Raw genomic sequence first — 18,215 nt, forward strand, 5'->3', positions numbered from 1 at the left:
TTTGGTTTGATTGCGCCCCAACGCAACTGAATCGACCGCAACCCGCGTCTACACCGCATGGAAGGCAGAGAAACCTCCACCCGGACGGGACGCACGCTGCGGCTGCGGCGGATTCGCCGCAACGCCGCCGTCGGCGCCGCCGAAGTCCCCTCCGAGCAGCCGGGCCGCAAGGGACACCGCCGCAGAGGCAGGCGACGCCGGGGCCGCCGGCGCCGCATGGCCGCCCTCACCGCCGTGCTCGCGCTCCTGGCCGGGACCGCCGTCGTCGTCGGCTCGGTCTTCTACGCCGGCGTCGACCTCCCCGACGAGCTCGACGCCGCCCTCTCCCAGGGCTCCACCGTCTACTACAGCGACGGCACCACCGTCATGGGCGAACTCGCCGCCGAGCAGCGCACCTCCGTGGGCCTCGACGAGATCGCCGACGACCTCGAACACGCGCTCGTGGCCGCCGAGGACGCCAACTTCTACTCCCACCCCGGCATCGACGCGAAAGGCGTGCTGCGCGCCCTCGTCAACAACCTCACCGGCGGCTCCCAGCAGGGCGCCTCGACCCTGACCCAGCAGTACGTCGGCCTCGTCGCCGACATCCGCGGCGACGGCTCCTACCTCCGCAAGGCCCGCGAGGCCGCGATGGCGATGAAGCTGGAGGAGGAGTTCACCAAGGACGAGATCCTCAACCACTACCTCAACATCGTCTACTTCGGACGCGGCGCGTACGGGGTCGAGGCCGCCGCGCAGGCATTCTTCGGCCGCCCGGCCGCCGACCTCTCCACGTCCCAGTCGGCGCTCCTGGTCGCCCAGATCAAGTCCCCGGACGGGCCCTACGACCCGCGCGACCCCTACGACCAGGGCGGCACCGTCGAAGAGGCCACCGAACGCTGGGCGTACGTGCTCGACCAGATGGTCGCCACCGGCGAACTCGACCCGGTCAAACGCGGAGCGCTGACCGAGCTCCCCGAGACCCTCGACCCGACCGACGACGCCGAAGGGCTCGGCCCCGAGGGCTTCGTCACCAACGGGTTCGTGCTCGCCGAGCTGGCCGACGCGGGGCTCACCACCGACGAGGTGCTGCGCGGGGGCTTCGCCATCACCACCACGCTCGACGCCGAACTCCAGGAGACCGCGCTCGACCGCACGGGCCTGCGCGAGGTCACCGCGGACGACGAGGACATGTCGGCCGCTCTGGCAGCCGTCGAACCGGGCACCGGGCGGGTCCTCGCCTACTACGGCGGCGAGGACGGGGCCGGACTCGACCAGGCCGACGACGTCGGGCACCGCCCCGGCACCGCGTTCAACGTCGTCACCGCGGTGGCCGCCAACCTGGCGGGCCTCGACCTGATGAGCCCGGTCCTGGACGGCTCCTCGCCGCAGTACTTCGACACCTACCTCGACGAGGACGGCGAACCGAAGCCGCTGGTGAACACCGGCGGCGCTTCGGTCGAGTCGATCAGCTTCGAGCGGGCCGTCGTCGAGAAGCTCGACACGCCCGTCTACTCGGTCGCCGAGCAGATCGGTGGGGAGGCGATCGCCGCGGCCGCCGCCGGACTCGGGGTCGAGCGCCTGTGGGACCCGCACGACCTGGACGAGAACGGCGTGGCCGCCGAGATCGCGACCGGCGACGCCGCGGCCCGGTTCCACCCCGACCTCGGCATCGGCGCCTACCCGATGACGGTCCTCGACGCCGCGTCCGTGTACGCGGCCCTCGCGGCCGGAGGCACCGTCGCCGAACCCTATTTCGTGGAGCGCGTGAGCGGCCCCGACGGCCTCCTCTACGAGGCCGAACCCGAGATCGCCGAGGAGACGATCCCCTCGTGGGCGGTCAACAGGGCCCAGGCGTACCTTCTGACGCCCGCGAACGACCGGGACGAGCTCCCCCTCGCCGTCAACGCCTCGGCGACCTGGCACCTCGGGTCCGACCCGAACCTGGCGCTCGCGGTCTGGGCCGGGGACGAGCGCCGGGAAGGCGACGGCGCCTCCCCGTACAACACGGTCGCCGAGGGGATCTGGTGGACGTTGATGAAGTCCAGGCCCGACCGCTTCATCGCCGACCGGGAGGACTACGAGGCCCTGCAGGCCGAGGTGTGGGAAGACGAGCTCGCGTACGAGGAGTCCGCGAAGCCCGGCGCCGAGGACCCCGTCGCCGAGCCGCCGACCGAAGACCCCGCTTGATACACGAACACCGGTGCCCGGCCGCGACAGCGACCGGGCACCGGTGGAGGTTCTCGTGAGGCTCAGGCGGCCTTGGCGGCGCTGCCGGAGTCCGACTTCGCGGCCGACTTCTTGTCGCCGCCGCCCTCGGACTTGGTCTCGGCCTTCTTCGCGCCGTCCTTCGCCGGACCGTTCTTCGACCCGTTCGAGCTGAGCGAGGAGGAGTCGGTGGACCGCGAGTCGGTGCGGTAGAAGCCGCTGCCCTTGAACGTGACGCCCACGTTCCCGAAGACCTTGCGCAGCGCGCCCTTGGCGGCGCAGCTCGGGCAGTCGGTCAAGCGGGCTTCAGAGAACGACTGGTGCTTGTCGAACTCGTAACCGCACTCCTTGCAGCGGTATTCGTAGACGGGCACGTCCTACCTCCAGCAGTCAACTCAGATCCCGATCGACATTAGCAGTCAACGCAGAAGAGTGCTAATCCCATCCGCCCGGGGAGTGTGATCTCAGCGCAGCGACGTGAATCCCTTCGACGGCGTGATGACGCCCGTCACCGGCCGGTCGTGCGGTTCGGCCGGGACCGGCAGCCCGAACTCGCCTTCGCGCAGCAGCGCCACCACCGGCACGTCCGGTCCCACCCGCGCCAGCGCCCGGTCGTACGAGCCGCCGCCGCGACCCAGTCGAATCCCGTCATGTGAGACGGCCAGCCCTGGGACGATCACCACCGCGACATCCGCGACCGCCTCCGGGGGCAGCACCGCGTCCGCCCCCGGCACCTCGCCGGCCTCGCCCGTCGCCGGCTCCGACGAGCCCGCCCCGCCCACGTCGTCGCCCGTCTCCTCCAGGGGCCCAACGGGTACCGACTCGCGCCAGGCGAGATCGTTGTCGGGCAACAGCACCGGCAAGAGCACCTTGTAGACCACGCTGAGCCGTTCGGGCAGTTCGGGTTCCAGCGCCGAGCCCGGCTCCGCCCCGAACGGGCGGTACGCGGCGACCGTCGCGCCCTCCTCGACCGCTTCGATCAGGAAGTCCCGCAACGCCTTCCATGTGGCCAGATCGGCCTGTCCGCGTGCTTCGCCCGGCATCGCCGTGCGCCGCGCGAGCAGTTCCCGGCGCGCCGCCCTCTTCGTCTCGTGCATCGGCTTCCCCTTCGTCTCTACCTGCACCTCGAGGGTTTCCCCCGAATGGCCGGGCGCATTCATCCTTTCGGCCAGACTGCCAGAAAACCCCGTGCCGCGTCGTGTTCACTCAGTAGCGCTAGGTAGTGTTCTAGGGAGTGAACTTGAGGGGGCTTCGGTGTCGCTGCGCTCACGGCTCACCACGGCGTTCCTCGTCGTCGTGCTCGGGCCGGTCCTGGTGGGGGCCGTCTTCGTCGCTGCCGTGATGTCCCAGCTATCGGACTCCCGCGGCGAAGCGCTGGCGAATTCGGCCGTGACGATGGTCGACTCCACCCTCGGCACGATCTGCGAGCGCATCCAGGCCTCCGCGGCGGCCGTCGCCCTCAATTACAGCAACAGCAGCGGCAGCGAGGCGGACGCGGTCGAGATGGCCGCCCTCCTGGTCGACCGGTCCGTCATCGACGGCGTCGTCTTCTCCAGCATCGACACCGCCGGGGCCGAGGCCGCCCCCCGGGCCGACGTCGGCGTCGAGGCCCCCGACGGCGCGTGGGTCGACTGCGGCGAGACCGCCGCCTACGCCGGAGCCGGACCCATCGAAGCCCTCGGCGCCCAGGCCGAGGTCCAGGCCGCCGACGGCTCCACGGCCGTCTTCAGCGCCTTCCGCGTGGTCGACGTCGAGTTCCTCGGCCGCATCGCCCGCGTCGCCGACGCGGAGCTGGTCCTCCAGGACAGCCGCACCGACCCGCTCGAGGCCGGCGCGGTCGACGCGGGCCGCTGGGACTTCACCGACGCGTTCCTGCCGCTGAGCATCGGCACCACCGCCACCGACGTGACCCCCATGTACTGGACCCTCGCGGCCATGGTCACCGCCTCGGCGGTCTGCGCCATGGGCCTGGCCGCCTGGCTCGCCCGCTCCACCACCCGCCCGCTCGCGGAGCTCTCGGCCGCCGCCGAGCGCGTCTCCGAAGGCGACCTCGACGTGCGCGTGCCCGCCCACGGCCGCGACGAGGTCGCGCACCTGGCGTTCGCGTTCAACCGCATGACCGCCCAGACCCAGGCGTACGTGCAGGCGCTCACCGCCTCCCGCGACCAGATGCGCGGCCAGCTCGGGCGCCTCGGCCAGACCCTGACCGCCACCCTCGACCTCGACCGCATCCTGGAGGTCATCCTCGACACCGCGATGGTCACCGCCGGGGCCGAGGCCGGCGTCGTCATGCTCGTCGACGTCGACGACGCCGACCAACTGCGCCAGCGGGCCGGCGAAGGCGACCTCGGCATCGACCAGCCCGCGTCCATCCGCATCGGCCAGGGCATCATCGGCGCGATCGCCGCCAGCGGCGCCCCCGCCCACGGCCGCATCACGGGCGGCGCCCTCGGCGACTGGCACCGCGCCGACACCGAACCCGACGCCCGCACCATCGTCGCGGTCCCCTTCAGCGGCCGCCAGCCCGTCGACCAGGACTTCATCGCCGGACGCCAGCCCTCCGAACCCGACCTCGGCGCAGCCCCGCAGCCCGGCGGGGTCCTCGGCGTCCTCGTCCTCTACAACCGCGTCGCCGGCGAGGCGTTCGAGTCCGGCGACGTCGACACGCTCCGCACCTTCGCCGGGCAGGCCTCCGTCGCCGTCGAGAACGTGCTCCTGCACCGCCAGGCCCAGCGCCTGAGCCTCACCGACCCGCTCACGGGCCTGTGGAACTACCGGTTCATGCAGACCTCGCTGCGCCGCGAGGCCGAGCGCACCCGCCGCTACCAGCGCCCCTCCGCGCTCCTGGCCATCGACCTCGACCGCTTCAAGGCCGTCAACGACGCCTACGGCCACCCCGTCGGCGACCAGGTCCTCATCGAGCTCGCCCGGCGCATCACCGCGCAGATCCGCGAGGTCGACCTCGCCTTCCGCCACGGCGGCGAGGAGTTCATGGTCCTGCTGCCCGAGACCGACGCCGCCGGGGCCGAAGTGGTCGCCGAGCGCCTCGGCCGCGCCGTCGCCTGCCGCCCCTTCAAGGTCAACGAGTCCTCCGGCGGCCGCGAACTGCGCGTCAGCGTCTCCATCGGCGTCGCCGTCCTCGGCGTCCACGCCGACAGCGCCACCGCCGTCCTCGCCGCCGCCGACGAAGCGCTCTACGCCGCCAAGGCCGCCGGACGCGGCACCTGGCGCACCGCCCCCGTCTGACCCCTCCGAACGGCCCCGCCGCCTGCGCGGACGCACCGCCCGCCACACCGGACGCACCGGTCCCGACCGGCACCGCGAGTCACGAACCTTCACCCGATGTTCGACAGGGTGGCTGACATCTGACGCAGCGTGTGCACGCTACCCTCGCGGTATGTCTGATACCTCGCCCCGCGCCACGAAAGCCGTCATTCCCGCCGCAGGCTTCGCGACCCGATTCCTCCCGGTCACCAAGGCCGTCCCGAAGGAACTCCTCCCCATCGTGGACAAGCCGGTGCTCCAGTACATCGTCGAAGAGGCCGCCGCCGCCGGAGCCGACGACATCACCCTCGTCACCGCCCCCGGCAAGGACGCCATGGTCGACTACTTCGACGCCCGCGCCGACCTCGACAACGCCCTCCGCGCCAAGAAGAAGGACGCGATGCTGGCGAAGGTCAAGGCCCCCGAGTCCATCGCCGAGATCACCTCGATCCGCCAAGGCGGCGCCAAAGGCCTCGGACACGCCGTCGGCCGCGCCGCCTCCCACGTCGGCGACGAGCCCTTCGCCGTCCTCCTCGGCGACGAGTTCTACCCCCTCGGCGACCGCCTCCTGCCGCGCATGATCGACCTCCAGGCCGAGACCGGCGGCATCGTCCTCGCCCTCATCGAGGTCCCCGACGACCAGGTCTCCCGCTACGGCGTCGCCGCCGTCCAGGCCACCGACGACCCCGACGTCGTCGAAGTCACCGGACTGGTCGAGAAGCCCGCCCGCGAAGACGCGCCGTCGAATCTCATCCTCATCGGACGCTACGTCCTCCCCGGCTCGATCTTCCCCGTACTCGACGCCACCGGCCCCGGCTCGGGCGGCGAGATCCAACTCACCGACGCCATGGACACCATGCGCGCCAAGGGAACCCCAGTCCACGCGGTCATCTTCCGAGGTCGCCGCCACGACACCGGAGAACCCGTCGCGTACCTTCAGACCCTCGTCGAGCTCGCCAGCGAGCGCGACGACTTGCCCGGCTTCAACGCCTGGCTGCGGGAATTCAGTGCGACACTTGACTGACCTGGCGACCGCGCTGCGGCGCTGAGAGGCATTTGACCGACGGGGGGAAGAACAGTGAAGGGGACCGGCGACGCGACGCCATTGGCCGACTTCCTGTCGAAGGCGCTGGCCCTGGTCCGACCCCTGCCCCCGGTCGACATCGACATGACCCAGTCCACCGGCGCCGTCCTGGCCGAGAACGCGGTCAACCCCGGGCCGCTGCCCGCCTTCGACTACGCCGCGATCGACGGCTACGCGTGCGCCGCCGACGACATCGCCGGCGCCAGCCCCGAACGCGGCGTCGGCCTGAAGGTCCTCGGCGACCTCGCCGCCTCCTCGTGGCGGCCCGTCCGCCTCGTCGCCGGCACCTGCTTCTCCGTCGCCGCCGGGGCCGCCCTCCCCGTCGGCGCCGACATCGTCGTGCCCCTCGCCTGGACCGACGAGGGCATGGCGACCGTCGACGTCCGCCAGGCGCCCCGCCGCGGGCACGGCGTGCGCCGCATGGGCTCCGAACGGCCCGCGGGGGAGATCCTCGCCCACGAGGGCCGCCGCATCACCCCCCAGCTCGTCGGCCTCCTCGCCGGCGCCGGCATCGCCGACGTCGTCGTGCGGCCCACCCCCCGCGTCGTCGTCATCGCCACCGGCGACGAACTCGTCGACACCGGCCGGCCCTCCCAGCCCGGCCAGCTCATCGACGTCAACTCCCACCTCGTCACCGCCGCCGCCTCCGAAGCCGGCGCCCACGCCTACCGCGTCGGCATCTGCGACGACGAGCCCGACGCGCTCCGCTCCGTCCTCGACGACCAGATCCTCCGCGCCGACCTCGTCATCACCACCGGCGGCACCGGCACCGGCCCCGGCGACATGGTCCGGCGCACCTTCTCCCGCGACGGCGCCGTCGACTTCGCGCCCATCGCCGTGTACCTCTGCGAGACCATGGGCTTCGGCACCATCGGCCCCGAAGAGGTCCCCGTCGTATGCCTCCCCGGCGACCCCGTCGCCGCGACCATCGCGTTCGAAGTCATCGCCCGCCCGCTCATCCAGCGGCTCGCCGGCGCCGAACCGGTTTTCCGGCCCAGCGTGCGCGCCAACCTGACCGAGCCCGTATCCTCACCGAGCGGGCTCAGGGAATTCCGCCCCGTCCGCGTCGCCGAGAGGCGCGGCGGCGGCTACACGGTCGCCCCGCTGGGATCGGCGTCCTACACCCTCTCCGGGCTCGCCGAGGCCACCGGCCTCATGACGATCGGCGAGAACGCGACCCGGGTGCCCGCCGGATCGACCGTAGACGTGCTCCTGCTGGACCGGAACCGATGAGCCCGCCGAACCCAATTGCACACGGACGGCGACCTGTGGCCGTCCCGCACCACTCGCCATCCGAACCGTCCCCGGGCGGTGACCGATGACCGCCCCCCACGACCCGCCCTCCCACCTGAGGCCGGACGGCCGCCGATGACCGCCCGCCGCGATCTGGACCGAGACCGATGACCCTTTCCAACCCCGGCTGGCCCGTGCACCTCGAACACGGCGACGTCAGCGTGCGGCCCTTCCGCCGATCCGACGCCGCCCGCTGGTCCCAGCTGCGCCGCGCCAACGAAGCCTGGCTCGCCCCCTGGGAACCCGGCACCGGCACCACCTGGCACGAAGCCCACTCCCCGGCCGCGTTCCGCGCGATGCTCCGCGGCCTCAAACGCTCCGTCAAGGACGGCACCAGCTGGCCGCTCGCCGTCTGCTGGCAGGGACAGCTCGCCGGCGGCCTCACCGTCGGCAACATCGTGCGCCGCGCCTTCGGCTCGGCCTACGCCGGCTACTGGATCGACCGCGGCCACGCCGGGAAGGGCATCACCGCCACGGCGCTGGCCATGGTCGTCGACCACGCCCTCACCGTCGGGCGCCTGCACCGCATCGAGGTGAACATCCGGCCCGAGAACGGCCCGTCGAACCGGGTCGCCGAGAAGCTGGGCCTGCGCCAGGAGGGCCTGCACAAGCGCTACCTCTACATCGACGGCGACTGGCGCGACCACTACGGGTACGCCGTCACCGCCGAGGAGATCGCCACCGAGCGGATGATCGACCGGATGGCCCGCCTCGCCCGCGCCGAATCCGAGCGCGGCGCCTCGAAGGACCCCCGCCAGACCTCGCAGTGAGGCCCGCTAGTTCCTGGCCGTCAGGATGATCGGCCCGTCCTCGGTGATCGCGACCGTGTGCTCCATGTGGGCGCCCCGCGAGCCGTCGGCGCTGCGCAGCGTCCAGCCGTCGGGGTCGTAGCGGATCTCGTCGGTGGTCTGGAGGAACCACGGCTCGATCGCGATGACCAGGCCCGGCTTGAGCTTCATGCCCCGGCCCGGCCGCCCGTCGTTGGGGATGTGCGGGTCGCCGTGCATGGTGCGCCCGACCCCGTGCCCGCCGAACTGGGTGTTCACCCCGTAGCCGTCGCCGCGCGCGACGGTGGCGATCGCGTGGCCGATGTCGCCGATCTTGTTGCCCACGGTCGCGGCCCCGATCCCCGCCTCGAGCGCCCGCGTCGTGGTGTCGATGAGGCGCAGGTCCTTGTCCGCGGGCGCGCCGACCACGACCGACAGGGCCGAGTCCGCGACCCAGCCGTCGACCTCGGCCGCGAAGTCGAAGCTCACCAGGTCGCCGTCCTTGAGCTTGTAGTCGTGCGGGAGGCCGTGCAGGACCGCGTCGTTCACCGAGGTGCACAGGACCTTCCCGAACGGGCCGGCGCCGAAGGACGGGGCGTAGTCCACGTAGCAGGAGACCGCGCCGGCCTCCTTGATGCGGCGGGCCACCAGTTCGTCGAGTTCGAGCAGGTTCATGCCGACGTCGGCGACGCGCGACAGCTCGGTGAGCGTGTCGGCGACGAACCGCCCGGCGGGGCGCATCGCCTCGATCTCGGCGGGGGAGTACAGCTCGATCATGGACGGCCTCTCAGACGTTCTCATTGGGAAAGCACTTCACGGACGGCCCTTCAAGGGCTGTCGGTATTTGTATACCGGTACTATAATACCGATATGATTCGACCGCCGCTGAGGCCCGAAGAGCACGACCGCGGTCGCGCGCTCGGGCGGGCGCTGCGCTCGGCCCGCGGCCCGCGCAGCATCCTGGACGTCGCCGCCGAGGCCGGCATCTCCCCGGAGACGCTGCGCAAGATCGAGACCGGCCGCATCGCCACGCCGGCGTTCTTCACCATCATGGCCCTCTGCGACGCCCTCGACATCGCCCCCGGTGAACTCGCCGGGCATTCCCGCCCCGAACATCCGATGACCGGCTGACTCGACCCTTCCATGGCCTGTCAACGGCGCCAAGGGCGCAGGTCACGCCCGGTCCCGATGGGTCCGGAAACGCGCCCGCCCCGGGATAGGCTCAGCGCGTGGACGCCGTGACGCAACTTCCGACGGTGGGCATGATCGGCGCCGGTCAGCTCGCCCGCATGACCCATCAGGCCGCCATCGCCCTCGGCCAGAGCCTCAAGGTGCTCGCGGGCGACCCCGCCGAGAGCGCCGCGGTCGTCACCCCCGCGACGACCCTCGGCGACTACCGCAGCGTCGAGGACCTCCGCGGCTTCGCCAAGGGCTGCACCGTGGTCACCTTCGACCACGAGCACGTCCCCCAAGAGGCCCTGAAGGCGCTCGTCGCCGAGGGGATCGACGTCCAGCCCCGGCCCGAGGCCCTCCTGTACGCCCAGGACAAGCAGGCCATGCGCACCCGCCTCGCCGGCCTCGGCATGCCGCAGCCGCGCTGGGCCCCCGTCGACTCCATCTCGGACGTCGAGGCGTTCGGCCTCCCGTGCGTCCTCAAGGCCGCCACCGGCGGCTACGACGGCAAGGGGGTGTGGATGATCGACACCCCCGCCGACGCCCAGGCCGTGCTCGCCTCGGGCATCCGCCTCATCGCCGAGGAGCGCATGGCCCTCCAGCGCGAGCTCGCGGTCCAGATCGCCCGGTCCCCGCGCGGCGAGACCGCCGTCTACCCCGTGGTCGAGACCGTCCAGACCGACGGGATCTGCACCGAGGTCATCGCCCCCGCACCGCACCTCGACCCGGCGACCGCCGCCGAGGCGAAGCGCATCGCCGAGACCGTCGCGACCGAGCTCGGCGTCTGCGGGATGCTCGCCGTCGAGCTCTTCCAGACCTCGCACGGCCTCTTCGTGAACGAGCTCGCGATGCGCGCCCACAACTCCGGGCACTGGACCATCGAAGGCGCCCGGACCAGCCAGTTCGAGCAGCACCTGCGCGCTGTCCTCGACTACCCGCTCGGCTCGCCCGAGACCGCCGCGCCGTACACCGTGATGGCGAACGTCCTCGGCGGGAAGCCCGGCGGCCGGCGCCTGGACGAACGGCTCCAGCACCTCCTCGCCGAGGACCCGGCCGCGCACGTCCACCTCTACGGCAAGGCCGTCCGGCCCGGCCGCAAGATCGGCCACGTCACCGTCTGCGGCGACGACCCCGAGACCCTGCGGCGCCGCGCACTGCGCGCCGCCGAATGGCTCCAGGAAGGCGAATAAGCATGGCACAGCAGCAACCCCGCGTCGGCGTGATCATGGGATCGGACTCCGACTGGCCCGTCATGGGAGCGGCCGTCGAAGCGCTCAAGGAATTCGACGTCCCCCACGAGGTCCGCGTCGTCTCGGCCCACCGCACCCCGCACGGGATGCTCTCCTACGCCGACTCCGCGGCCTCCCGCGGCCTCCAGGTGATCATCGCCGGAGCGGGCGGCGCCGCCCACCTGCCGGGCATGGTCGCCTCGGCGACGCCGCTGCCGGTCATCGGCGTCCCCGTGCCGCTGGCGCACCTCGACGGCATGGACTCGCTCCTGTCGATCGTGCAGATGCCCGCGGGCGTCCCGGTCGCGACGGTCTCGGTGGCCGGGGCCCGCAACGCCGGCCTGCTGGCCGTGCGCATCCTCGGCGCCACCGACGAGGCGCTGCGCTCCAAGATGTCGGACTACCAGGTCGACCTCGAGCGCATGGTCACCGAGAAGGACGCGAACCTCCGCTACCGCATCGCGCACCCCGAATAGCGCTTGCGGCGCGGGACCGCCGCCCATAGCCTCGCCCCATGTCCGAAACTCTGCACCCCACCGGCGGCTACGAGCACGTGACGATCGTCGAGGCGGGCCGCACGGCCTACCTCGCGGGCCAGTGCCCGGTCGACGCCGACGAGAACGTGGTCGGCGTCGGGGACCTGGAAGCGCAGATCGAGCAGACCGCCGCGAACTGCCTGGCCGCGCTCAAGGCCGCCGGGGCGAGGCCCGAAGACGTGGTCCGCTCGATCGTCTACGTGGTGAGCAGTGACAGCAAGGTGGTAGGCGGCGCCTGGCACCGCTTCTTCGAGCACCGAGAACTCGGCCCGGCCTTCAACGCCGCGAGCACCGTCGTAGGAGTGACCACCCTGGGCTACGCCGGCCAACTGGTGGAGGTCGACCTCACCGCCCGCCTCCCCAATTGAACATTTCTCGTATATATGCCGGTGGTACCATATGCATATGGCTAAGAAGCGCACCATGGTCTACGCGGACGAGGAAGACCTCGCGATCATCAAGGAAGCCGCGAAGCGGTACGGCGTGTCCGAGGCGGAGATCATCCGCAACGCGATCCACCGTGCCGCGATGTCGAGTCGGATCTGGGAGGAGCCGTTTTTCAGTAGAACTTCGAAGCCCTTGCGTAGCGAGTCTCATCGTGAGGCCAAGGAGCAGGTCTGGGATGACCAGTACGAGCGTTACCGGCGAATGCGGGATGAGCGTTGATCGTTGTAGTCGCGGACACCTCTGGGTTGATCGCCGCGCGAAGCGCTGAGGATCCGGACGGCCCTGGCGCCAGGGAGGTCCTTCGACAAGCTGGCCACCTGGTGATCTCGCCGCTGTTGCTGGCAGAGTTCGATAACCTCGCTACGCGCGAGTTTGGTCGGCCTGAGGCGATGCATGCGGTCGACGACCTGCGGGCGCGGGTGGACAATGAGCGTGCCGAAATCCCCCACATCACCTCCCGGATGCTTGGCCTCGCCCAGGACATCCGACGGCAGTATCTTGATCTCGATCTCGACCTGGCGGATGCAATCAATGTCGTCATCGCCGCCGAGTACGAGACTGACGCGATCTTGACGCTCGATCGAAGGGATTTCCGAGCGCTCCGACCGCTGGCGCAGTTCAAGGCGTTCCGCTTGCTTCCCGACGACTTGTAGCGTGGCAGTAGATTGCCACATGGGCTTCGCCCACTCGGGTCGCCACTAGCGTTGCCTCGTTCGGGCCCTTGAGCTTCAGTTGTTTTCGCAGCTCGGCCGGGTCGATCCCGGTGCCCCGTTGTTTGATCGTCAAGCGGCCGATCCCGCGTTCTGCAAGTAGCGACCTCAGCTTCTTCGGGTGCAGCGGCCAGACCTCCTCGACCTTCCACGCCCTCGCGAACGGGCTCTCCTTCAGCTCGTCGCCGTACAGGTAGGCGATGGTCTCGTTCGCCGTGTGGGCTTCCAACCGCTCCGCCAACTCGGCCACCAAACCCGCCCGGATCACCGCTCCGTCCGGCTCGTAGAGGTACGCCGCGACCTCGCCGACCACGGCCTTCTCCTCGCCTTCTCCGGTCAGCTCGTGCCACTCGCCCGCCTTGCAGACGCTCGCCCTCCGTCTGACCTCCGCGGCCTCGCCCAGCCACAGGCACGCCTCGACCACGTCCCGGTCCACCGAGACCCATTCCGCCTCGGCCCCTTCCGGAATCCACTCATGCCCCACCCCAGGGCCCAGTTTCACCGCCGCGAACCTCGCGCCCGCCAGGTGCTCCAGCAACCGGTCCAACGGCGGCGAATACGCGGCCGGGTTGAAGTTCCGCCCCGCGCCCGAACGCCTCGCCGGATCCGCGAAGGCCGCCTCCAGCAGGGGCGCCTGCAACGCGTCTCCCACCCTGACTTCGACCGACACCCCTGCCGCCTCGGCGTTCGCCCTCGCGTACGCGGCCGTCTCCTCGCTCATGTCCACGGCCTCGACCCGCAGCCCCGCCTCCGCGAACGCCAGCGCCTCCGTGCCGAGCCCGCAGCACAGGTCCGTCACCTCGCCCGCGCTCCGCGCGAACCTCGCCGCCCGCCGCCGGGCCACCACCCACCGCGTGGCCTGCTCCAGGCCCGCCCTCGTGAAGTAGAGCCGCTCCGCGCGCTCGCCGAACTTGCCCCTCGCGTGGACCCGAAGGTCCGCCAGCGTCAGGGCCGCCGCCGCCATCGCCGGGTCCACGCCCGCCTTCCGCAGCGTCAGCGGAGCCCGGCCGCCGTCCTCCCGCAATGCCTTCTCGGCCCTCCGCTGGAGGTCGTCATCGGCTCTCAGGGCTTCGAGCAGGCTGGTGTCCACGCGTCTCATGGTATGACTTTGGAGACCCGGCCTTGACGGCCCCCACCTGGGCGAATTAACTTACGCCTTAGCACTCGCAGACCGAGATTGCTAAGCGCTATGATCGGATTGGCACTCTCACCTGGAGAGTGCCAACAGCCACCCGGCCGGTGCCTCGGCACCCGCGACGACGAGAGCCGTGCTGTCGTGGCGGACAACGTATCGAACACGTCAGGTTTGGAGAAACCAAGTGAGCAAGGCTGCCATCAAGCCGCTGGGCGACCGCATCGTGGTCCAGGCGAACGAGGCCGAGACCACCACCGCCTCCGGCATCGTCATTCCCGACACCGCCAAGGAGAAGCCCCAGGAGGGCACCGTTCTGGCCGTTGGCCCGGGCGCCTTCGACGACAAGGGCAACCGCCTCCCGATCGACGTCAAGGTCGGCGACGTGGTCATCTACTCCAAGTACGGCGGCACCGAGGTCAAGTACAACGGCGAGGAATACCTCGTCCTGTCCTCGCGCGACGTCCTCGCGGTCGTCGAGAACTAGCACGTTTCGGGCCCTCGGCAGCGCAACGTTCCGCTTGCTGCGCTGAGGGGGCCCGTTCGTGTCTTAGGAAAGGGACACACCATGCCGAAGATTCTCAACTTCGCCGAGGACGCGCGGCACAACCTGCTGGGCGGGATCGACCAGCTGGCCGACACCGTCAAGGTCACGCTGGGCCCGAAGGGCCGCAACGTGGTCCTCCAGCGCTCCTTCGGCGCGCCGCTGATCACCAACGACGGCGTGACCATCGCCAAGGAGATCGAGCTCGCCGACCCGTACGCCAACCTGGGCGCGCAGCTGGTCAAGGAGGTCGCCACCAAGACGAACGACGTCGCCGGTGACGGCACCACCACCGCGACCGTGCTGGCCCAGAAGATGAGCCACGCGGGCATCAAGGCGATCACGGCCGGGGCCAACCCGATCGCGATCCGCAAGGGCATCGAGGCCGCGGCGAACGCCGTCTCGGCCGAGCTGCTGAGCCAGGCCATCGTGATCTCCAGCCACGAGAACATCGCGCAGGTCGCGGGCGTCTCGGCGCAGGACCCGGAGATCGGCGAGCTCATCGCCAAGGCCATGGACGCGGTCGGCGCCGAGGGCGTCATCTCCGTCGAGGACGGCTCCAGCCTGGAGACGCTGCTCGAGGTGACCGAGGGCATGCAGTTCGACAAGGGCTTCATCTCGCCGAACTTCATCACCGACCAGGACTCGCGCCAGACGGTGTTCGAGGACCCCTACATCCTCATCAGCAACTCCAAGGTCGGCTCCATCGAGGAGCTCCTGCCGGTGCTGGAGCGGGTCGTGGAGACCTCGAAGCCGCTGCTCATCATCGCCGAGGACGTCGAGGGCCAGGCCCTCGCGACCCTGTCGGTGAACGCGCTGCGCGGCACCCTGCGCGTGTGCGCCGTCAAGGCCCCGGCCTTCGGCGACCGCCGCAAGGCCATCCTGGGCGACATCGCGACCCTCACGGGCGCCGAGGTCATCTCCTCGGAGATCGGCCTGGAGCTCAAGCAGGCCGACCTGTCGCACCTGGGCCGGGCCCGCCGCGTCACGGTCTCCAAGGACGCCACCACGATCGTGGACGGCGGGGGGACCAAGGACGAGGTCAACTCCCGCATCGCCCAGATCAAGCAGCAGGCCTCGCAGACCGAGTCCTCCTGGGACCGCGAGAAGCTCGAGGAGCGCCTCGCGAAGCTCTCGGGCGGCGTCGCCGTCATCCAGGTCGGCGCGGCCACCGAGGTCGAGCTCAAGGAGCGCAAGCACCGCATCGAGGACGCGGTCAACGCGACCAAGGCCGCGGTGGAAGAGGGCATCGTCGCCGGCGGCGGCGCGGCCCTGATCCACGCGATCGCCGGTCTCGACAAGGTGGAGCTGGACGACCCGGAGGCCCGCGTGGGCCTCAAGATCGTCGCCGAGTCGCTGTCGGAGCCGCTGCGCCGCATCGCCATCAACGCGGGCGAGTCGGGCGACGTGATCGTCAACGCGGTCACGGGCAAGGGCTGGCGCGAGGGCTGGAACGCCGCCACCGGCGAGTACGAGGACCTGGTCGCGGCCGGGATCATCGACCCGGTGAAGGTCACCCGCAACGCGCTGCTGAACGCCGGCTCGATCGTGGGCATGCTGCTCACGACCGAGGTGACGATCGTGGACAAGCCCGAGGACGAGGACGAGGAGACCGGACACGGCCACTCGCACTCCCACGGCGGGCACAGCCACTCGCACTAGGGACTGAAAGCCCGGGGCGCGAGTCCCGGGCCGCAGCCGGAAAGCAGGGCCGCCGACTCGCGTCGGCGGCCCTGCTTCGCGTTCAGCGGGTCCGGCGAACCCGTTCCGGCCTTCGCCCGCGACTCCAATCCCTGGCCGCGGCCCCGGACGGAACTGCAAGTGTCAACATCCCGACAGTTTGTCGCGTAACTGTCGGGAAACCGATAGAGTTCAAGAGCCTTCGCGGCCTTTGGGGATCGGAGCCGCGAAGGCACTTTTACGCCCGCTTTCGAAGGCGTTGCCCGGGTATCGAAGCCCGAACTCCCGGAGGCGTTCCGGACCGCCCGCCCCGCCCTCCCGTTCGGGTAGCGGACCTTCGGGTCTCACTCCCCGCTCCGGCGCACCCGCAGCTCCCGCATCCGGTTGAGCGTCGCCGCCACCTCGTAGCGCCGCGGCACCGCCAGGTCCACGTCCCGGATCTTCAGCAGCGCCGCGGTCCCGCCCGCCTCGAGGGCTTCCTCCAAGCGGTCCAGCGCCTCCGACACGGTCGCCTCGCCGTCGATCCAGCCCTGGCGCACGGCCGCCTCGATCGCCAGGCCGATCCCGGTGGTCATCGCCGGGTCGGTGATCTGCTCCACCGATCTGACGTCCACTTCGGACTCGCCGAAGCGCAGTCCGTCCGTGCCCTCGGCGCGGATCTTCTGCTTGCCCCTCGCCTCGGAGGACACCGACCGCGGGTCGATCACCCTGGCGCGCGGCATCCGGAAGCCCTCGGCCTCCACGCTCCGTCCGGTCGGCTTGGCCGCCAGGGCCTTCGCACGCTCGGTCACGTCCTCGGGCCGGTAGGCGTCCATGAGCACCACCCGGTCGGCCACGTCCATGTAGTCGCCCGAGCCGCCCATCACCAGGACCACGGCGACGCCGTGGTCGTCGGCCATCGACCGCACCAGGTCCACCAGCGGGGTCAGCGGTTCGCGGTCCTTGGCGACCAGCTCCTGCATCCGCGCGTCGCGGATCATCAGGTTCGTCGCGGCCGTGTCCTCGTCGATGAGCAGCACCCGCGATCCGGCCTCGAGCGACTCCACGACGGCCGCGGCCTGCGAGGTCGAGCCCGACGCGTTCTCGGTCGTGAAGTGCCGCGTGTCGTCGCCCGAGGGCAGATGGTCGACGAACGCGTGGACGTCGACGCCGGTGACGGACCGGCCGTCCTCGGCGCGGATCTTGACCGCCGACGGGTCGGCCACCACGAAGTCCCGGCCGTCGCCCGGCACGTGGTCCCACACGCCGGACTCCAAGGCCCGCAGCAGGGTCGACTTGCCGTGGAAGCCGCCGCCGACGATGAGCGTCACGCCCGGCTCGATGCCCATGCCGCGCACCGTCCCCGCGTGCGGGAGCGTGAACTCGACCGCCATCGACGCTGGGGCCGCGAACGGCACGCCCGACTCCATCGGCCGATCGTCCACGCCCGAGCGGCGCGCGAGCATCGACCCGTCGGCGACGAACGCGACCAGGCCCCGCTCGGCGACCTGCTCGCGCAGGGCCGCAACGTCGTCGGCGTGGCGCACCCACCGCTCGGCCTCGGCGGCGTCGACCGCGAGCGCGTCGTCGGCGGCGTCCGGCAGCAGCTCGCACAAGAGCCGCGCGGCCTCCCGCCCGGCGATGCGCCGGCCGTGCCCGGGCAGCTGCGCGCCCAGGCGGAACACCACCGATCCGTCCTCGCCGACGTCGCACGAGGCCCGCCGCAGGATCTCCTGGCCGCCCGCGTCGATCCTCAGATCCCTTGTCCGGCAGGCGCTGCGCAGCCGCTTGGCGAGCAGCACCGCGAGGGCCCGGCGGCGCACGGCCGTGGCGTGCCAGTCGGACACGAGGTCCGCCGACTCGGCGTCGAAATGGAGTTCGATACGGCTGGGCGGCGCGTACGGATCGGCCTGGACTTTGAGAATGTCCAGAATCGCCGGACCTGACCACCATTTGCCACGCAGGGATTTATATCGGCCGTAACTCGTACCTTCCAGGGCCGTTAGTTCGTTAGACAGGTCATGGCGAGGTGGATGTGAACGATGGTCACCAAAATCGCGGGACTCACTCTGGTGGAGTCGTCCGCCTCTTCGCTGTGTCATGCCCCCAGTTTCCCATCGGGGACGAGGTCTTCGCGTCAGCGAGCCCGAACACCATGCGTCCACGCCTCATCCCGGATACCTCGAAAAG

The 18,215-nt window shown here is 70.9% G+C and carries 18 protein-coding genes; 13 read left to right on the plus strand and 5 right to left on the minus strand.

Annotated elements, in window-relative coordinates; all coding sequences use genetic code 11:
* Nucleotides 1-57: 57 nt before the first annotated feature.
* On the plus strand, nt 58-2,169 hold the full coding sequence (locus tag BLQ63_RS16890) for a transglycosylase domain-containing protein (RefSeq protein ID WP_091037807.1): 2,112 nt from the start codon (nt 58-60) through the stop codon (nt 2,167-2,169).
* 62 nt (nt 2,170-2,231) lie between these two features.
* Here BLQ63_RS16890 and BLQ63_RS16895 read toward each other — a convergent pair whose 3' ends face one another.
* Entirely contained in the window at nt 2,232-2,561 is a 330-nt protein-coding gene (locus tag BLQ63_RS16895) for an FmdB family zinc ribbon protein (RefSeq protein WP_091037810.1), read from the minus strand.
* 90 nt (nt 2,562-2,651) lie between these two features.
* A complete protein-coding gene (locus tag BLQ63_RS16900; protein WP_091037812.1) occupies nt 2,652-3,284 on the minus strand; it encodes a 5-formyltetrahydrofolate cyclo-ligase in 633 nt (210 codons plus the stop codon).
* A 157-nt stretch (nt 3,285-3,441) separates the two neighbouring features.
* Between BLQ63_RS16900 and BLQ63_RS16905 the strand changes: the two genes are divergently transcribed.
* The 4 genes from BLQ63_RS16905 to BLQ63_RS16920 all read left to right on the plus strand — a co-directional run bounded on the left by BLQ63_RS16905 (nt 3,442) and on the right by BLQ63_RS16920 (nt 8,598).
* Complete coding sequence (locus BLQ63_RS16905) at nt 3,442-5,433, plus strand: diguanylate cyclase (RefSeq protein WP_091037814.1); 1,992 nt, start codon at nt 3,442-3,444, stop codon at nt 5,431-5,433.
* Nucleotides 5,434-5,584: 151 nt separating this feature from the next.
* A complete protein-coding gene (locus tag BLQ63_RS16910; protein ID WP_091037816.1) occupies nt 5,585-6,475 on the plus strand; it encodes a UTP--glucose-1-phosphate uridylyltransferase in 891 nt (296 codons plus the stop codon).
* Between the two features lie 54 nt (nt 6,476-6,529).
* Entirely contained in the window at nt 6,530-7,768 is a 1,239-nt protein-coding gene (locus tag BLQ63_RS16915) for a molybdopterin molybdotransferase MoeA (RefSeq protein ID WP_245680997.1), read from the plus strand.
* A gap of 167 nt (nt 7,769-7,935) precedes the next feature.
* The gene (locus BLQ63_RS16920) at nt 7,936-8,598 is read left to right on the plus strand and encodes a GNAT family N-acetyltransferase (protein WP_091037818.1); all 663 of its coding nucleotides are present in this window, start codon (nt 7,936-7,938) and stop codon (nt 8,596-8,598) included.
* Nucleotides 8,599-8,604: 6 nt separating this feature from the next.
* On the opposite strand, the gene map is transcribed toward BLQ63_RS16920, so the two are convergent.
* Nucleotides 8,605-9,372, minus strand: a complete 768-nt coding sequence (map, locus tag BLQ63_RS16925; protein WP_091037820.1) for a type I methionyl aminopeptidase — start codon at nt 9,370-9,372, stop codon at nt 8,605-8,607.
* 93 nt (nt 9,373-9,465) lie between these two features.
* Here map and BLQ63_RS16930 point away from each other — a divergent pair, with 93 nt between their 5' ends.
* The 6 genes from BLQ63_RS16930 (at nt 9,466) to BLQ63_RS16955 (ending at nt 12,633) form a co-directional block, all read left to right on the plus strand.
* On the plus strand, nt 9,466-9,726 hold the full coding sequence (locus tag BLQ63_RS16930) for a helix-turn-helix domain-containing protein (RefSeq protein WP_091037823.1): 261 nt from the start codon (nt 9,466-9,468) through the stop codon (nt 9,724-9,726).
* 98 nt (nt 9,727-9,824) lie between these two features.
* Entirely contained in the window at nt 9,825-10,958 is a 1,134-nt protein-coding gene (locus tag BLQ63_RS16935; RefSeq protein WP_091037824.1) for a 5-(carboxyamino)imidazole ribonucleotide synthase, read from the plus strand.
* A 2-nt stretch (nt 10,959-10,960) separates the two neighbouring features.
* Nucleotides 10,961-11,473 carry a 5-(carboxyamino)imidazole ribonucleotide mutase gene (purE, locus tag BLQ63_RS16940; protein WP_091037826.1) on the plus strand — a complete coding sequence of 171 codons (513 nt, stop codon included), beginning with the start codon at nt 10,961-10,963 and terminating at the stop codon, nt 11,471-11,473.
* 38 nt (nt 11,474-11,511) lie between these two features.
* Nucleotides 11,512-11,901 carry a RidA family protein gene (locus tag BLQ63_RS16945; protein WP_091037828.1) on the plus strand — a complete coding sequence of 130 codons (390 nt, stop codon included), beginning with the start codon at nt 11,512-11,514 and terminating at the stop codon, nt 11,899-11,901.
* A 37-nt stretch (nt 11,902-11,938) separates the two neighbouring features.
* Nucleotides 11,939-12,199, plus strand: coding sequence for a ribbon-helix-helix protein, CopG family (locus BLQ63_RS16950; protein WP_091038048.1), 261 nt, complete (start codon nt 11,939-11,941; stop codon nt 12,197-12,199).
* Entirely contained in the window at nt 12,196-12,633 is a 438-nt protein-coding gene (locus BLQ63_RS16955) for a PIN domain-containing protein (protein WP_091037831.1), read from the plus strand. The genes BLQ63_RS16950 and BLQ63_RS16955 overlap by 4 nt, the downstream gene beginning before the upstream one ends.
* Here the strand turns inward: BLQ63_RS16955 and BLQ63_RS16960 are convergent.
* Nucleotides 12,599-13,780, minus strand: a complete 1,182-nt coding sequence (locus tag BLQ63_RS16960; RefSeq protein WP_218125309.1) for a class I SAM-dependent methyltransferase — start codon at nt 13,778-13,780, stop codon at nt 12,599-12,601. The two genes, BLQ63_RS16955 and BLQ63_RS16960, sit on opposite strands and share 35 nt — an antisense overlap.
* A gap of 229 nt (nt 13,781-14,009) precedes the next feature.
* Between BLQ63_RS16960 and groES the strand changes: the two genes are divergently transcribed.
* Nucleotides 14,010-14,309: a co-chaperone GroES gene (gene groES / locus BLQ63_RS16965; protein ID WP_091037834.1), complete on the plus strand. Its 300-nt coding sequence runs from the start codon at nt 14,010-14,012 to the stop codon at nt 14,307-14,309.
* Nucleotides 14,310-14,390: 81 nt separating this feature from the next.
* Nucleotides 14,391-16,028, plus strand: coding sequence for a chaperonin GroEL (gene groL / locus BLQ63_RS16970; protein ID WP_091037837.1), 1,638 nt, complete (start codon nt 14,391-14,393; stop codon nt 16,026-16,028).
* Nucleotides 16,029-16,390: 362 nt separating this feature from the next.
* Here groL and BLQ63_RS16975 read toward each other — a convergent pair whose 3' ends face one another.
* Complete coding sequence (locus BLQ63_RS16975; protein WP_091037839.1) at nt 16,391-18,127, minus strand: ABC-ATPase domain-containing protein; 1,737 nt, start codon at nt 18,125-18,127, stop codon at nt 16,391-16,393.
* Nucleotides 18,128-18,215 lie beyond the last annotated feature (88 nt).

Origin of the sequence: Glycomyces harbinensis (assembly GCF_900101745.1) — a bacterium.
In the GTDB taxonomy this organism is placed as follows: domain Bacteria; phylum Actinomycetota; class Actinomycetes; order Mycobacteriales; family Micromonosporaceae; genus Glycomyces; species Glycomyces harbinensis.

What these genes read in the sequence shown, in the direction of transcription:
- BLQ63_RS16890 (WP_091037807.1), top strand. Translation starts at nt 58, where the DNA reads ATGGAAGGCAGAGAAACCTCCACCCGGACGGGACGCACGCTGCGGCTG.
- BLQ63_RS16900 (WP_091037812.1), bottom strand. Translation starts at nt 3,284, where the DNA reads ATGCACGAGACGAAGAGGGCGGCGCGCCGGGAACTGCTCGCGCGGCGC.
- BLQ63_RS16910 (WP_091037816.1), top strand. Translation starts at nt 5,585, where the DNA reads ATGTCTGATACCTCGCCCCGCGCCACGAAAGCCGTCATTCCCGCCGCA.
- BLQ63_RS16920 (WP_091037818.1), top strand. Translation starts at nt 7,936, where the DNA reads ATGACCCTTTCCAACCCCGGCTGGCCCGTGCACCTCGAACACGGCGAC.
- map (WP_091037820.1), bottom strand. Translation starts at nt 9,372, where the DNA reads ATGATCGAGCTGTACTCCCCCGCCGAGATCGAGGCGATGCGCCCCGCC.
- BLQ63_RS16930 (WP_091037823.1), top strand. Translation starts at nt 9,466, where the DNA reads ATGATTCGACCGCCGCTGAGGCCCGAAGAGCACGACCGCGGTCGCGCG.
- purE (WP_091037826.1), top strand. Translation starts at nt 10,961, where the DNA reads ATGGCACAGCAGCAACCCCGCGTCGGCGTGATCATGGGATCGGACTCC.
- BLQ63_RS16945 (WP_091037828.1), top strand. Translation starts at nt 11,512, where the DNA reads ATGTCCGAAACTCTGCACCCCACCGGCGGCTACGAGCACGTGACGATC.
- BLQ63_RS16950 (WP_091038048.1), top strand. Translation starts at nt 11,939, where the DNA reads ATGGCTAAGAAGCGCACCATGGTCTACGCGGACGAGGAAGACCTCGCG.
- groL (WP_091037837.1), top strand. Translation starts at nt 14,391, where the DNA reads ATGCCGAAGATTCTCAACTTCGCCGAGGACGCGCGGCACAACCTGCTG.
- BLQ63_RS16975 (WP_091037839.1), bottom strand. Translation starts at nt 18,127, where the DNA reads ATGACACAGCGAAGAGGCGGACGACTCCACCAGAGTGAGTCCCGCGAT.